This window comes from Roseateles sp. L2-2 (assembly GCF_050613215.1).
Classification (GTDB): domain Bacteria; phylum Pseudomonadota; class Gammaproteobacteria; order Burkholderiales; family Burkholderiaceae_C; genus Roseateles; species Roseateles noduli.
Genome location: NZ_CP192509.1, coordinates 4,412,726 through 4,428,462 on the forward strand (window position 1 = coordinate 4,412,726; position 15,737 = coordinate 4,428,462).

Genomic DNA, 15,737 nt, shown 5'->3' on the forward strand with positions numbered 1-15,737 from the left:
CATCGCCATGCGCAGCTGCTGGTTGAACGATGCACCCCTTCGTTCATCCTGGAGTTCCGACATGTCCGCCGACTGCCGATACAAGCGCCGCACACCTGCGGAGATCAACGTCACTCAGGTGGCCCTGGCCGTTGCCGCCTTGACCCTGTCCCTGGCCGTCATGGATCCGGTCCGCGCCTCCGCGACAGACGGCGTCAAGCCTGGCACCGGTGGCTCCGGCACCAGCGCCACCGGCGGCGATGGCGGCAACGGTGGTGGACAAGGCGGCGCCCCGGGTGGCGGTGACGCCCGGACCAATGCCAGCAACGGCAACGGGGGCGGCGGCGCCAGTCATTCCCTGGGCTCGGCGACTGGCGGCGGGGTGGTCGGCCAGACCATCAGCGCGGATCTCGTGCTGTCGACGAGCCGACAAGGCGGCAACGGGCTGTCCGGCACCGTCATTCGAACGAACTCCGGGAAGAACCTGTTCAACGGCGTCTCGGGCGGGGGTGGCGGTGCCGGGGCCTTCGTCAACGGCGCGCGCAACGTCACGGTGAATACGGGTGTCACGCTGTTCGGCGGCAACGGCGGCGACGGCAACGCCGGGCGCCCTGGATGCACCGGCTGCAGCAAGGGCGGCGCGGGCGGCGGTGGCGACGGCATCATCATGGCCGCGGGAGCGACGCTGAACAACTTCGGGCAGATCCAGGGAGGCATGGGAGGCGCAGGCGCCGCAGGCGCCGCAAATTCGGGGTCAAGCGGCGGCGGCGGTGGCGGCCATGGCGTGGAGGGGGCCTCCGTCACGATCGTCAACGGCGGCATCATCCGTGGCGGCAATGGCGGGGCAGGCGCCGGCGGCTCCCGTGCCGGCGAACGCGGGGCCGCGATTCACTGGACCGGCGGCACCAATTCGCTGCGCCTGCAGACGGGCTCGGTCATCGACGGTGCCATCTGGGTAGGAAGTGGGGCCACGGCCACGATCTCCGCGGACAACACCGTGGGCGCGCTGAGCAACTGGCTGCTGCTGGACGGCTCGGCGACCATCAGCACCGCCACGCAGCCGATCACCTACACCGGAACCATCACCGGCGCCGGCAGTCTCGGCAAGGCCAGTGCCGGCACGCTGATCCTGTCCGGCACCAACTCCTTCAGCGGCGGCCTCAACATCCAGGCGGGCGAAGTCCAGGCGCAACTCGTTTCGCTCGGTACGGGCGCCATCCGGGACGACGGCGTCCTGCGCCTCAATCCAACCGCCGACGGCACGTTGACCCAGGCGTTGACCGGTACCGGCTCGCTGATCAAGGAAGGCGCCAGACAGCTCACGCTCAACGGCAATGTGCAACTCGGCGGCAGCGCCCAGATCAGTGGCGGCACGCTGGCGGTCGGCAGCAGCGGCACGCTGACGGCCGGGTCCGTTCAACTGAGCACCTCAGGCGCCACGCTCGACCTGTCGGCCACCACGCATGCCACGACGATCCCCGCACTCAGTGGCGTGGCCGGCACGACGATCCGGACGGCCTCGCAGGCACTCTTCGTCGGCGACGCCTCGAACCAGATCTACGCCGGCACCGTGACCGGCTCAGGGCGGTTGTCGAAGGAGGGATCCGGCTCGCTCACGCTGACGGGCACCAACACCTACGCCGGCGGCACAGTCATCAGCGCGGGCACCCTGGTGGGTTCATCCGCCAGCTTCGGTGCCAATGCGATCGTCGACAACGCCGCGCTGGTCGTGAACCAGACGGCCAACGGCTCGATGGGCAACGCCATCTCCGGCACCGGCTCGTTGACCAAGCAAGGCGCGGGCACCCTCACCTTGAGCGGCACCAACAGCTACACCGGTGGGACGACGATAGGCGCAGGCACCGTGGCAGGTTCCGCCACCAGTTTCGGCTCCGGCGAGATCGTCGACAACGCCTCGCTGGTCCTGAACCAGGCAAGCGCCGCCACGTTCGGCAACGTCGTGTCCGGCACCGGCTCGTTGACCAAGCAGGGCGCGGGCGCCCTCACCTTGAGCGGCACCAACACCTACGCCGGTGGGACGACGATCAACGCCGGGACCCTGGTCGGTTCCGCGGCCAGCTTCGGCGGCGGCGCCATTCTCGACAACGACCGACTGCGGGTCGACCAGGCGATCAATGCGGACTGGCTCAATATCGTCTCGGGATCGGGGCATGTCGAAAAGACCGGTGCTGGACAACTGACGCTTCAGCAGACCCTGGGCGCATCGGGCGGACTCGACGTCCTGGACGGACGCGTGATCGCCACCGATCCGGGTCAACTGGGCGACGGTGCCGTCACGGTCAGCGGCTCCGGCCAGATCGCGCTGCACCTCGCCACCGACACCCAGCTGCGCCACATCGGCGGGGACGGACTGATCGCCGTCGATCTCGGCGACACGCTGCATCGGCTCACCAGGAGCACCGCTCCGTCGGGCGCCCTCGCCTTCACGGGCACGCTGGCCCTGTCCAACGCCAGCCTCGCGCTGTCCGGGCCGGGAACAGAGTCGCTGTCCGCAGTCAGCCTGCGGATGGACAGCGGCGGCCAGCTGATCGCCGGCCCCGATGCGGGCTCGATCGGCTCGCTGCAGATGAACGGCGGCATGGTCCGCTTCACGCCCGCGACGGCGGAGGACCTGTCCACATTGCATCCCTTGCAGGTCAACAAGACGCTGGATCTGTCCGGAACCGGCACGGTGCTGGTGGATGCAGACCTCCACGGCTCGAAGGCGGCCGATTCGATGGGATCGTTGATGGTGCGCGACGACGGCGTGTCCTTCCAGCTGGCGCGCCCCGCGCCCGGCGCGCAGGTGCTCGGCGATGCCTCCGGCCTCGGACTGGCCGGTAGCGATGGTCAGCCCGTCGGCGACACCACCGACGGCGAGCTCGTGCAGGACGGACAGCGCGTCGCCACCACGGTGTCGCGTTATCGCCTGTCCTCCGGCGCGAGCCAGGATGGCCTGTACCTCACCGGCAGGCTGCTGGGCGTCGACGTCCTGGCGGGCCGCCAACTCGTGCTGTCCGCCCCGGCCGATGCCAGCGGCGCGGCGCGCGATCTGTCCGCCCCGATCAGCGGCGCGGGCGGCCTGGCCGTCGACGCGGGCGTCGGCGGCGTCATCAGCCTCTCCGGCCAGGACAACACCTATGGCGGCAACACCCGGCTGCTCAGCGGCACGCTCGCGTTGGCTGGCGGCAACCTCCCCGACGGCAGCGTCATCACCTTCACGGGTGCCGACGCGGGTCTGGATCTCGGGAGCGCTGGACGGCCGCAGCGCTTGGGCGGCCTCGACGGCAGCGCTTCGACCAACACCCTCCAACTGGGCGCTCAGACCCTGACGCTGGACACCGTCGGTGATCACGCCTTTGCAGGCGCCATCGCAGGCACCGGCGGGCTGGTGAAGACCGGCGCGGGCACCCAGACGCTGAGCGGCATCAACACCTATACGGGCGGCACGACGGTCAACGCGGGGACCCTCGTCGGGTCGACCGACAGCTTCGGCACCGGCGGCATCAGCAACAACGGCACGTTGGTGCTCGATCAGTCGACCGACGGCACGCTGGCCAATCCGATCTCCGGCAGCGGTGCACTGGTCAAGCAAGGCACGGGCGCGGTGACGCTCACCGGCACCAACAGCTACGCGGGCGGTACGACCGTCAGCGGCGGAACGCTGCTAGGTTCGGCCGACAGTTTCGGGAACGGGGCGGTGAGAAACGATGCCACGCTGGTCGTGAATCAGGCGGTCGACGGCGAACTCCGCAACGACTTGTCGGGCAGCGGTTCATTCGTGAAACGCGGTGTCGGCACCCTGACGCTGGATGGCAGCAACACCAGCAGCGGCCCTCTGCGCATCGACGCCGGCACCTTGCGCGCAAGCGTGGATCAGTTGGGCTCCGGCCCGATCATCAACAATGCCACGCTCGCACTCGACGTGCCACGTGCAGCGTTGCTGGACAGCCGCCTGAACGGCTCGGGCCAGGTGGTGAAGTCCGGAGCGGGCGATCTCACACTGGAAGGTTCGCAGGCTGCCGGCAGCTTCAGCGTCCGTGAGGGGGGGCTCATCGTCGGCGCCGCCACGGAAGGCAGCGCCTTGTTCCACGGCGATGTCGATGTCGCCACCGGCGCCCGGCTACTAGGCAACGGCACCATCGCCGGCACAACCCGTCTTGCGCAAGGCGCGAACCTGCAACTCACTTCCGCGGCAGCGCCGCTGCGCGTGCAGGGAGACCTGCAGATGAATCCGGGGACGCAAGTGACTGTTGCCCTGGATCCAGCCGCCCGCAAGCCGGTCTTGATCGTCGGGGGGCAGGCGACCGTGGATGGCGCGGTGCTCCACATCGACGCCAAGGCCGGCGACTGGACGAACGGATCGCGCGTCGATCTGATGCAAGCGGGAAACTTCGTCGGCCAATATGCCGCAGTGGATTCGAGTCTGGCGTTTCTCTCGCCGAGACTGGAGCCCAGCGCCAAGGATCTCATTTTGATCATGACGCGCAATGACGTGCAGTTCCAGGACTTGGCACAGAACCCCAACCAGAGCGCCGTTGCCGGCTCGCTGGCCCCACATGAGTCACCTGCGCCTGCACCTGCACCTGCACCTGCACCTGCACCTGCACCTGCACCTGCACCTGCACCTGCTCCCGCACCCGCACCCGCACCCGCACCCGCACCTGCACCTGCACCTGCTCCCGCTCCCGCACCCGCACCCGCACCCGCACCCGCACCCGCACCCGCACCTGCACCTGCACCTGCACCCGCTCCCGCTCCCGCACCCGCACCCGCACCCGCACCCGCACCCGCACCCGCACCCGCACCCGCACCCGCACCCGCACCTGCACCTGCACCCGCACCCGCACCCGCACCCGCACCTGCTCCTGCGCCTGCGCCTGCACCGGCTCCTGCGCCTTCATCTGCTACCGCCGCGGACCTCCTGGTCAAGCTGCCGCGCAATGAGGCCGGCACCGCGTTGGAAAGCCTGGCGGGCGGTCTGCAAGCCGCTGCAGCCAACGCCCCGGCCCTGGTCGCGTCGAAGCAGCGGACCGCGCTCGGCCGCCACCTGCGCGATGTGCTGACCACTCGCGACAAGTTTGACGACGGCGCACGACTCTGGGCCAGCGTCGATCAATCGCACGGCACGCTGACCGCCGACGGGACGGCCAGTTCCCGCTCCACCGACGAAGGGCTGATGGCGGGCATCGACCTGCTCCATACCCGCGAGGCCCGTCTCGGCGTGGCGGTCGGCACCGACCGTCAGACCCTGGCCACCCCGGGGCATGAGCAGGACCACGCCGATGTGCACGCCGCGTCGGCGGCGGTGTACGGCGCGGCCGCCTGGCACGGGTTCAACCTGCGCGGCGCACTGTCCTATGGCCAGTCGAGCATCCTCACGCGACGCGAAGTCGTCATCGGAACGGCCGTCTCGTCGCTGAAGTCGGAGGAGAAGGCCCGCCACGCCGATGGATTCGTCGAAGTCGGACTGCCCGATCGACTCGCCTTCGGCCAGATCGAGCCCTTCCTGCAGCTGGGACGCACCGTGACCTGGACCGCCGGGTTCAAGGAATCGGGCGACGACGTCACGGCCCTGAGCGGCGGCGCCACGCACGACGCCCGCAGCTTCGGCATGGTCGGCCTTCACGGCCGCACGGATGCGCTGTACGCGGCGGGTGCGGCCTGGAGCTTCCAGGGCACCGCCGCGTTGCAGCGCCTCGGCGGTCCCGCCACGGTGAGCCGGCGCGTCAGCCTGCCGGGCGCGGACAGCTTCACCACGAGCGCCGCCTCGGGCGCCGGCACCGGCGCGCTGGTCGAGCTGGGCCTCAGCGTCGTGCCGCGGCCGCGCATGACGCTGTCCGTCCATGTGGACCACCGCGAGGCCGGCGCGAGTCGTGACAACGGCGTTCGCCTGCAAGGCGACTGGCAGTTCTGAGCGGCCCCGGCGGGCTGCTGCCAGGGCGTGGCAGCTACCCGCCGGCCGGAGGTTGAATACTGTATTTGCGTACAGTATTCTCCTCTTTCCCATCCAGCAGCCCAGCCCCCGAGGAACCGTCATGCGTCGCTACGAAGTCATCCTGGAACGAGTCATGGTCCCCTACCACCAGCGCGCGCTGGCCGGTGTCATCGCGATGCAGGTGCTCGACGCCCGCCTCGGCGGTCCGGCGGGCGTGGTGGACGCGTTCAAGGCCGCGCGCGCCGTGACGGGCGGCGATCCGCGCTGGTCGGTGCCGGAATCCGCGTCCCGGGCCGATGTCGCCGCGGTCAAGCGCTGGCGCCGCGCCACGGAAGCGGCGCTGGACGCCATCGAGCAGGGCTTCGCGCACGTGTTCGTCGGCATGTCGGCCCAGGAGATCGAACTCGCCCGCGCGGACGAATTCCTCGGCATCGTTCCGCTGGAGACGGAGGTGCCCGCCCGCCTGCTGTCCGAGGCTCGCGTCGGTCTGCCGTGGTCGGCGACGGCCGCGGTGGTCGTCAGCGCCGCGGCGCAGGCTGCGATGGTCCCGCCGGCCTCGATGCTGACGCACATGCCGACCCTTGCGCACGCGACCATGCTGGCCCGCTGAATCGGCCAACGGTCATATCTCCGACAGAGCGAACCCGCCAGCAGCTCGTCCTAGACGAGCTCGGAAATCTCGATGAGGTTGAGGTCCGGATCGCGCACGTAGACCGAGCGGATCTTTCCGGTCGCGCCGGTGCGCATCACCGGCCCTTCGATGATGGCCACCTGCAGCGCGTCCAGGCGCTCGATCACCTGCTCCAGCGGCACGGACGCGATGAAGCAGAGGTCCAGCGCGCCGGGCACCGGCGTATGCGCCTTGGGCTCGAACTCACGGCCCTTCACATGCAGGTTGATCTTCTGCGCGCCGAACAGCAACGCCTGGCGCGTGACCGGTGGCGTGCCGCCGACGAAGCTTTCCAGCCGCATGCCCAACACTTCGGTATAGAAGCGGATGCAGTCCGCCTCATGCGCGGTGGTGAGGACCAGATGGTCGAGGTGATCGATCAAGGCAGGCTCCCGTCGTCCGACAAGGGCAGATTCTGCACGGGCGAGCGTCCGAGAACGTCAGCGGATCGCGCCGTCGGACGTCAGGCGCACAAGATAGCAGTCCACCTGCGGCTCGGGCAGGAACTCGGCCAACCGATCGCTCAGGTCCAACGCGTCCTCGACATGGCGCCGGGCCGTCTCTGCCACCAGAGCGCGGCAGGCCGGACGAATCTTGCCGGAGACTTCGGCTTGAGCCCGAGACTCGCGCAACGTCGGATCGCGCAGGACCTTTTCGATCAGCCGATCGACCACCGGCGCAGGCGGGCGCTTCGGCAGCCGTCCCAAGCCGGGGAGGCAGAGTTCCGCGAGCGGCCCGCCCTTCCCGATGGCGAGACCGGAGCCGGGCAAACTGACCTGGTCCAAGAACAGCGCTTCATGCTGCTCCCGAGCCATTCGCCAGCCCTGCGCCAGCGCGTCATCGACGCAACTGTCCACCACCGTGTCCCATTCCGACCCGCGCGCTCCGGTCGCGTCGGAGCGCGCCGTCGTCAACGAGCTTTGCAAGGCGTCGATGCGTCCGGCCAGGTCCGGGATCGACAAAGGGGGCGGTTCCGGATGTTGCCAGGGTGCTCGAACGCGCAGCGCGTCGCAGAGCTGAATGAAGCGTTCCTGCTTCTGCCATCGTGTCTTCGAGTGCCGGGACACGACCTGCTCGCGTTCCGGCAGCAGATGCTCGTCGCGCAGGCGGGCGACGGCGTAGACCGCGCCGTCGTTGCGCCACTCGCCTTGCCCGTCCCCGATCAGACGTCCCAGGAAATCGGTGTATTTCAATCGCATGCCGTCGGGCAACGCATCGCCGCAGCGCGCGTCCAACGGGCAGTCCAGCTTCAGCAGCGATTCGCGCAGGCGCTCAGCGCCGACGTCGCGTGATCGTGCCAGTGCCGTCAACAGGTCGCACATCGCCGTCGCCAAGGGCAGGTCATGGACTGCGGCGGAGGCCAGGCGCAGCAGGCACGGTGCCCGACCGTCGTGCGGGCTGCTCAACGCCGCCAGGAGCTCCGCGGCGGGCAACCGTTCCCTGCCCAGCAGGTTCGCCAGGAACGACACGGACTCCCGTCCGATGATCCGGCTGTCTTCCATGTGATCGAGACGGGTCGACAGGCGCGGCGCCTCATGCCGGGCTTCATGCAGGTCGACGAGCAGCGACAGGAACGCCGGATCGAGGAACAGGGATTCCGAGGGAACGCATCGCCCATGTGCGGCATCGGCGGACGCCGAGCTGGACTGAGCCTTCACGATGCCCTGCAGCTTGCACAGCGCGGCCTCGTGGTCCTGCGTGAAGCGGCACTCGGCCGTCGCGGTCGGCGTGCTTGCGGACGGCGCCGTGCGCCCGTCCAGCGGCGCAGTGTTGTCGACGATGTCCGTCCGGAGGACTTTGTAAGACGAGGCGCCCGGATGGAGGCGTTGGAACAAGGAAAGCATGGCGGACCACCTGGTGAAGCGTCGCGACACCGCGTCGCACGCACCGGCTAGTCCTTGCGCCGCGCCTTCCTTGCCTTCGGCTTCATCGAAGGGCCCGACAGCGCGAGGCTCCCCCGCCGGAGGGAACCACCGCTCAGCTGGCGCGGAACACCAGTTCCTTGATGCGCGCCAGGCGTGGCGCCACCACGGGCACGGTCAGCATCGTCGAGCCCACCGCCATCAGCAGCAGCGCGGTGAAGGTCTCGTTCGTGATGATCTGTTTGTCCAGCAGCACGTTGGCGAAGATGATCATGATCAGCGCCTTGGTCTGCAGCAGCCAGCCGATGATGCCGGCCTCGCCGGGGGCCCATCGGAGGATACGACCGGCCACGTGCGTGCCCAGCAGCTTGCCGCTCACCGACGCCGCCAGCAGCAGACCCGCCGCGGCGAACACCATGCCGCCCTCCAATCCCCATTGCGTGCGCAGGCCCGTGCTGAGGAAGAAGACCGGCATGATCACCAGCAGCACGTGGTGGCGCAGCGCGTCCATCTGCTGCTGCTCGAACCATTCGGCGTCCATCACGACGCCGGCCAGGAAGGCCCCGACCATGTAATGCAGGCCCGACCAGTCGGCGCCGAACGCGATGATCGCCAGCCAGATCAGGCCCACGTACCAGCGATCCCGCGCGGGGATCGCGCGCATCAGTCGGCGGAACAGCACCGTCGCCACCGCGAACGCGGCCAGGAACAACACCTGCTTGCCGACCCGCGACCAGTCCATCAGGATCACCGCCAGCACGCCCCAGATCAGGATGTCGTCCAGGCTGGCGTAGCGGAGGATGCGCTGACCGATCGGCTGGCGCAGGATCTCCAGCTTCTCCATCAGCAGGATGAGGATGGGCAGCGCCGTCACCGCGCAGGCCATGCCGACACCGACGATGAACTGCCAGGTGTGCGCCTGCGGGCCCATCCATTGCGAGCCCATCCCCAGCAGCACCACGGCCGCCGCCGATCCGAACACCATGGGCACGCCCAGGGCGAGTCCGGCCGTGATGCCGCTCTCGACACGATGCGCCCAGGCCTTCTTGAGGTCGAGCTCGATGCCGGCGATCCACACGAAGATCATCACCGCCCACCAGGCCACGCCGTTGAGCGACTGCACCACCGAGGGGTTGAAGACGAACTGGTAGTACTCGGGGAAGGCCCGGCCCAGCACGCCCGGACCGAGCAGGATGCCGGTGATGATCTGCACCACGACCAGCGGGGCGAAGTAATCCGTGCCCCCCAATCGCCAGACCAGGTAGGGGACGGTGAAGATGATCGCCATGGCGATCAGGAAGATTTCGGTGGTGCTCATGGCGGCTCCTCTGCGTCGTCACGCCGGCCGGTGCGCGCCAGCGCCCGTCCGGTCGAACGATCCATCGAGCGACGCCTGAGGGATCGATGACAACGTTGTCTCTCGGGAATCCGATTGTGGGGGCCAAGCCCCCGCAATCACCGCCCTCGCTTTCCCTATGCTGTCATGAAAGCGGTTTCAGAGCATTTCACTCCGGCAGCGCAGCGCCGGCAATAGGGGCTCTCCCGCTGGTCGCGGCGATCAGGCCCAGCACGCGGCCCGGCTCGGCGCCGACCATGTCCCAGGTGAAGCGCCATTCCCAGTTGCCGCCGAGCACGCCGGGGATGTTCATCCGGTGCTCGCTGCCCAGGCCGAGCACGTCCTGCAGCGGATAGACCGCCACGTTGGCCACCGAGTTCGCGCAGGCGCGGATCATGGCCCAGTGGATGTCGTGGTCGGCGGCGGGCAGGTAGGCGGCGGCATAGGCGCGCTCGTGGGCGCTGGCCTGGTTCCACCAGCCGCGCACCGTGTCGTTGTCGTGCGTGCCGGTGTAGCAGACGGCCGCGCGCGGCCAGTTGTGCGGGAGGAACTCGTGCCCGCCGTCGCCGCCGAAGCCGAACTGCAGGATCTTCATGCCGGGGTAGTCGAGCGCATTGCGCAGCTCATGGACGTCGGGCGTGATGAAGCCCAGGTCCTCGGCGACGATGGGCAGCGTGCCCAGCGACTTGGCGATCGCGTCGAACAGCGCCTTGCCGGGGCCCGTCTTCCAGACCCCGCGCGTGGCGTCGGGGCTGTCGGCGGGGATCTCGTAGTAGGCCGCGAAGCCGCGGAAGTGATCGATGCGGAAGACGTCCGCCGAACTCAGCATCCGCTTCACGCGCGCGGTCCACCAGGCGAAGTGCTCGTGGGCCATCTTGTCCCAGCGGTACATCGGGTTGCCCCAGCGCTGGCCGGTGGCGGCCATCGCATCGGGCGGCACGCCGGCGACGACGGTCGTCTGGAAGTGCTCGTCGAACTCGTACAGGTCCGGGCGCGCCCAGCAGTCCGCGCTGTCGTGCGCGACGAAGATCGGCAGGTCGCCCATGATGTGGACGCCGCGCGCGTTCGCATAGGTCTTGAGCGCACCCACCTGGACGTCGAAGTTCCATTGGACGAACTGCCAGAAGCCGACTTCATCGGCGTACTGCTCGCGCGCGGCGGCCAGCGCGCGCGGGTCGCGGGCGGCCAGGTCGCGCGGCCATTCCCACCAGGCCTGGCCGTGGCGCGACGAGCGGACCGCCATGAAGAGCGCGTAATCCGGCAGCCAGTCGCGCTGGGACTCGCACCACAGCTCGTAGCTGGCGCGGTCGGCCGCCGAGGCTGTCGAGAAGAAGCCGGCCGAGGCGGCGCGCAACTGCTGCTCGCGCCACGGCAGGACCTTCGCGTACTCGACGCGCTTCGCCTCGAAGCCGCCTTCCGGCAGCACCGGCTGCGCGAGCCAGCCCTTCTCCACCAGCGGCTCGAACGCCACCATCCACGGGTTGCCGGCGAAGGCCGACACGCCTTGATAGGGGCTCTCGCCGGGGCCGATCGGCGTACTCGGCAGCCACTGCCAGATGGCCTGGCCGGACGACTGCAGCCAGTCGACGAAGTGGAAGGCCTCGGGGCCGAAGTCGCCGGCGCCGTTCGGGCCGGGCAGCGAGGTGATGTGCAGCAGCACGCCGGATTGGCGCTTGTTGAGGTCGATCGTCATGGTGTCGCTCGAGGGGTCGGTGTTCGAAGTTTCAGGAAAACAGGGGCGCTGCGATGCACAGCAGCAGGCTGCGCGCGGGCGCGGTGAGCGCATGGTCGCTCAAGGTCGCCGGAGCGAGTTCGCCGCTGCTGTCGATCAGCAGCCGCCAGGGCGAGGTGCCCTCGCCTGCCGCCGGCAGCGCGATGCGGGTCGGCGTCGCGCCGGGATTGACGATCAGCAGCAGCCGTTCATGGGGGTCGCTCAGCAGCGCGCTCAACGCGAATTGTCGATCGTCATTCCAGTCGTGCTCGCGCATCTCGTGGCCGTCGGGATGGAACCAGCGCAGCGCGCTGGTGCGCTGCGGCGATCCAGTTGATCCTGCCGATCCAGTTTCGGGCGAGCAGCCCTGGACGGCGAACCACTCGGCATGGCGCAGCAGCGGATGGGCCCGTCGCAGTCGCGAGAGTTCGGCGGTGAAGGCGATCAGCGCGTCATCGGCATTCGGCCAGTCGAGCCAGCCGATCTCGTTGTCCTGGCAGTAGGCGTTGTTGTTGCCGCCCTGGCCGTTGCCGAACTCGTCGCCCGAGTACAGCATCGGCGTGCCTTGCGACAGCAGCAGCGTCGCGAGCATGCCGCGACGTGCACGCTCGCGGGCGTCGCGGATGGCGAGGTCGTCGGTAGGCCCTTCAACGCCGAAGTTGCCGCACAGCTCGCCGTCGCGGCCGTCGCGGTTGTCCTCGCCGTTGGCCTCGTTGTGCTTGCGGCCGTAGCTGACGAGGTCGTTCAGCGTGTAGCCGTCGTGCACCGCCAGGAAGTTGATCGACGCGAGCGGCGAGCGCTGCCCCGGATCACCGCAAGGCCCCGTCGGATGGAAGACATCGCTGGACGCGCCGAAGCGCCGCGCGAACTCCCCGCGTGTGACGGCCTTGCCGTCCGGCCCGTGACCGAGCCAGAACCCGCGCGCGCCGTCGCGGAACTTGTCGTTCCACTCCATGAAGCGGCCGGGGAAACGCCCGAGCTGATAACCGTCCGGCCCCGCATCCCAGGGCTCGGCGATCAGATGGACCTGCGAGAGCAGCGGATCCTGGCGCAGCGCCGTGTAGAACGCCGCCTGCGGATCGTGGCCCGCGGCCGTGCGCCCGAGCACCGGCGCGAGGTCGAAGCGGAAGCCGTCCACGCCCATCTCGCCGACCCAGAAGCGCAGCGAGTCCAGCACCAGCTGCGCCACGCGCGGATGCTCGACGTTGACGGTGTTGCCGCAGGCGGTGAGGTTCTCCATCCGCGAGGGATCGTCGGCCTGCAGCCGGTAGTAGCTCTTCTGGTCGAGCCCGCGCAGCGACAGCGTCGGGCCCCACTCGTTGCCTTCCGGGGTGTGGTTGTAGACGACGTCGAGCACCACTTCGAGCCCGGCCTCGTGCAGCGTCTGGACCATCGCGCGGAACTCGGCGACGACAGCCGTCGGGTCGTGGCGCACGGCCGCGGAGGCCAGCCGCGGATCGGGCGCGAAGAAGCCCAGCGTGTTGTAGCCCCAGTAGTTGCGCAGGCCGGTGCCCAAGAGATGCGGCTCGTCGACGGCGAACTGCACCGGCAGCAGCGACAGCGTGGTCACGCCCAGCCGCTTGAAATGCGCGATCGAGACCGGATGCGCGAGCGCCGCGTAGCTGCCGCGCAGCGCCTGCGGAATTTCCGGATGGCGCATCGAGAAGCCCTTCACATGGACCTCGTACAGCACCACGTCCTGCGGCGCATGGCGCGGCGCGCTGGCGCGCGGACCCGGACCTGCGAGCGGCGCGGCGACGCGCGCCTTCAGCGCGGTCGCGCCGTTGTCGCGCTCGTCCAGCGCGGCGGGGCCGTCCGGATGGCCGAAGGGATAGCCGTGGTCCTCGGGCAGGTTGCGGAACTCGCCGACGATCTCCCGCGCATACGGATCCAGCAGCAGCTTGGCGGCGTTGAAGCGATGCCCCTCGCGCGGCGCATGCGGGCCATGCGCACGCAGGCCGTAGCGCTGCCCTGCCCGCGCGCCGGGCAGGAAGCCGGTCCACACGCCGTCGACCGGGCCGTGCAACGCGTGGCGCGCAAGCTCATTCGTACCGGCCTCGTCATAGAGGCAGACCTCGACGCGCGTCGCGTGCGCCGAGAACACGGAGAAGTTGACGCCGCCGTCGCGGACGGTAGCGCCCAGCGGCTCATGGCGGCCAGGCGCCAGCGATGCGGACAGAACGGAAGGAGCGCTCATTCGAAACGTCGCGGGAAGGTGGGTAGAGATCGTCGCCGGCTCAGGCCGGCACCAGGAAGATCGTCGCCAGCGGCGGCAGCGTCAAGGTGATGGCGGGGTCGTCGTCCGGCGCCGTGAACGCATCCGACGGATGCTGTGCGCCGACGGTGCCATCGACGACGGCATCGCTGCCGCCATAGATCGCCGCATCGGTGTTCAGCACCACGCGCCACGGGCCGCCGTGCGGCAACGGCAGCCGGTATCCGGCGCGTGTGATCGGCGTGAAGTGGCTGACCGCGACGACGCTGCCCCGCCCTTCACCTTCGCCGCCGCGACGAACCCACGCCAGGACCGAGTGCTGCAGGTCGTCCTTGACCAGCCACTCGAAACCGTCGCGCTCGCCGTCGAGTCGATGCAGCGCGGGCCGGTCGCGGTAGAGCCGGTTGAGGTCGCCGATCAGCCGCTGCACGCCGGCATGGCGCGGATCGTCGAGCAGGTCCCAGGGCAACGCGCGTTCGAAGTTCCACTCGTCGCGCTGCGCGAACTCCTGACCCATGAACAGCAGCTTCTTGCCCGGGTGCGCCCACATGAAACCGAAGTACGCGCGCAGATGGGCGAATTGCTGCCAATCGCGATGAAGCGCGGCGTCGCCCCCGTCATCCGATCCGCCCGGCATCTTGCGCAAGAGCGAACCCTTCCCGTGCACGACCTCGTCGTGCGACAGCGGCAGCTGGAAGTTCTCGCTGAACGCATAGACGAGGCCGAAGCTCATCTTCTCGTGGTGCCACGAGCGGTGGATGGGCTGCTCGCGCATGTAATGCAGCGTGTCGTTCATCCAGCCCATGTTCCACTTGTAGTGGAAGCCCAGGCCGCCGACCGAAGTCGGCGCGGACACCAGCGGGAACGCGGTCGATTCCTCGGCGATCGTGATCACGCCGGGCGCCTCGCAGCCGAGCACCTCGTTGAGGCGCTTGAACAGCGCGATCGCCTCCAGGTTCTCCGTGCCGCCGTGGATGTTGGGGATCCATTCGCCCGGAGGGCGCGAGTAGTCGCGGTACAGCATCGACGCGACCGCGTCGACGCGCAGGCCGTCGATGCCGTAGCGCTCGGCCCAGAACAGGGCCGCGCCGCACAGGAACTGCTGCACCTGCGGCTTGCCGAAGTCGTAGATCAGCGTGTGCCAGTCGCGGTGCCAGCCCTCGCGCGGATCGGCGTACTCGTAAAGCGGCGTGCCGTCGAACTTCGCCAGGCCGTGCGGGTCCTCGGGGAAATGCGCCGGCACGAAATCGAGCAGCACGCCCAGACCGGCGGCGTGGCAGGCGTCGACGAAACGATGCAGTCCGTCCGGCGCGCCCAGCCGCGCGGTCGGCGCATGCAGGCCCAGCGTCTGGTAACCCCACGAGCCGTCGAAGGGGAACTCGGTGATCGGCATCAGCTCCACGTGCGTGAAGCCGAGCCCCGCCGCGTACGGCGGCAGCTCGCGGGCGAGGAAGTCCCAGTCGGGCTTCGCATCGGCATGGTCGCCGTCGCCTGCATCGCCGCCATGGCCGTGGGCACCCTCGCCCGGCGCGGCCGAGCGCCACGACATGGCGTGCACCTCGTACACGCTGATCGGCGCATCGCGGCGATTGAGCGAGGCACGGTCCCGCGGCAGCGGATGTGCCGCGGGTAGGCCTTCGACGATGCTCGCGTTGTCCGGCCTCAACTGCGCGCGGAACGCGTAGGGGTCGGCCTTCAACGGCAGCACGGTGCCGTCCGGCCCGGTGACCTCGTATTTGTAGAACTGGCCGCGCGACGCGCCCGGCACGAAGACTTCCCAGATACCGGCGTCGTGCTCGTCGCGGCGACGCATCGGATGCGCGGCGCCCGACCAGCCGTTGAAGTCGCCGACGACGGCGACCCGCGACGCGTGCGGCGCCCACACGGCGAAGCGCACGCCGGACTCGCCCGCCAGGACGACGGGATGCGCGCCCAGCCACAGCCACGGGCGCGGATGCCCGCCGCGCGCGAGCAGCGCGAGGTCGGCATCGGGCAGCAGCGTCGTCATCGGAGGCGGCTCTCAGTC

At 69.4% G+C, this 15,737-nt stretch carries 8 protein-coding genes; 2 read left to right on the forward strand and 6 right to left on the reverse strand.

The window, feature by feature from the left end:
- Positions 1-61 precede the first annotated feature (61 nt).
- Together ACQZ13_RS19690 and ACQZ13_RS19695 are read left to right on the forward strand one after the other, a co-directional pair.
- Complete coding sequence (locus tag ACQZ13_RS19690) at positions 62-5,896, forward strand: autotransporter-associated beta strand repeat-containing protein (protein WP_431047340.1); 5,835 nt, start codon at positions 62-64, stop codon at positions 5,894-5,896.
- 121 nt (positions 5,897-6,017) lie between these two features.
- Positions 6,018-6,527, forward strand: coding sequence for a hypothetical protein (locus ACQZ13_RS19695; RefSeq protein ID WP_431047342.1), 510 nt, complete (start codon positions 6,018-6,020; stop codon positions 6,525-6,527).
- A 50-nt stretch (positions 6,528-6,577) separates the two neighbouring features.
- Here ACQZ13_RS19695 and ACQZ13_RS19700 read toward each other — a convergent pair whose 3' ends face one another.
- From ACQZ13_RS19700 to glgB, 6 genes are all read right to left on the reverse strand, one after another.
- The gene (locus tag ACQZ13_RS19700) at positions 6,578-6,970 is read right to left on the reverse strand and encodes a VOC family protein (protein ID WP_431047344.1); all 393 of its coding nucleotides are present in this window, start codon (positions 6,968-6,970) and stop codon (positions 6,578-6,580) included.
- Positions 6,971-7,027: 57 nt separating this feature from the next.
- Positions 7,028-8,461 (reverse strand): hypothetical protein, encoded by a 1,434-nt coding sequence (locus tag ACQZ13_RS19705; RefSeq protein ID WP_431047346.1) that lies wholly within the window; start codon positions 8,459-8,461, stop codon positions 7,028-7,030.
- Positions 8,462-8,564: 103 nt separating this feature from the next.
- Positions 8,565-9,767 carry a cation:proton antiporter gene (locus ACQZ13_RS19710; protein ID WP_431047348.1) on the reverse strand — a complete coding sequence of 401 codons (1,203 nt, stop codon included), beginning with the start codon at positions 9,765-9,767 and terminating at the stop codon, positions 8,565-8,567.
- A gap of 187 nt (positions 9,768-9,954) precedes the next feature.
- Positions 9,955-11,478 carry a 4-alpha-glucanotransferase gene (gene malQ / locus ACQZ13_RS19715; RefSeq protein WP_431047350.1) on the reverse strand — a complete coding sequence of 508 codons (1,524 nt, stop codon included), beginning with the start codon at positions 11,476-11,478 and terminating at the stop codon, positions 9,955-9,957.
- 31 nt (positions 11,479-11,509) lie between these two features.
- Positions 11,510-13,693 (reverse strand): glycogen debranching protein GlgX, encoded by a 2,184-nt coding sequence (glgX, locus tag ACQZ13_RS19720; protein WP_431047352.1) that lies wholly within the window; start codon positions 13,691-13,693, stop codon positions 11,510-11,512.
- Positions 13,694-13,733: 40 nt separating this feature from the next.
- On the reverse strand, positions 13,734-15,719 hold the full coding sequence (gene glgB, locus ACQZ13_RS19725) for a 1,4-alpha-glucan branching protein GlgB (protein ID WP_431047354.1): 1,986 nt from the start codon (positions 15,717-15,719) through the stop codon (positions 13,734-13,736).
- Positions 15,720-15,737 lie beyond the last annotated feature (18 nt).

What these genes read in the sequence shown, in the direction of transcription:
- ACQZ13_RS19695 (WP_431047342.1), top strand. Translation starts at nt 6,018, where the DNA reads ATGCGTCGCTACGAAGTCATCCTGGAACGAGTCATGGTCCCCTACCAC.
- malQ (WP_431047350.1), bottom strand. Translation starts at nt 11,478, where the DNA reads ATGACGATCGACCTCAACAAGCGCCAATCCGGCGTGCTGCTGCACATC.
- glgB (WP_431047354.1), bottom strand. Translation starts at nt 15,719, where the DNA reads ATGACGACGCTGCTGCCCGATGCCGACCTCGCGCTGCTCGCGCGCGGC.
- ACQZ13_RS19690 (WP_431047340.1), top strand. Translation starts at nt 62, where the DNA reads ATGTCCGCCGACTGCCGATACAAGCGCCGCACACCTGCGGAGATCAAC.
- glgX (WP_431047352.1), bottom strand. Translation starts at nt 13,693, where the DNA reads ATGAGCGCTCCTTCCGTTCTGTCCGCATCGCTGGCGCCTGGCCGCCAT.
- ACQZ13_RS19710 (WP_431047348.1), bottom strand. Translation starts at nt 9,767, where the DNA reads ATGAGCACCACCGAAATCTTCCTGATCGCCATGGCGATCATCTTCACC.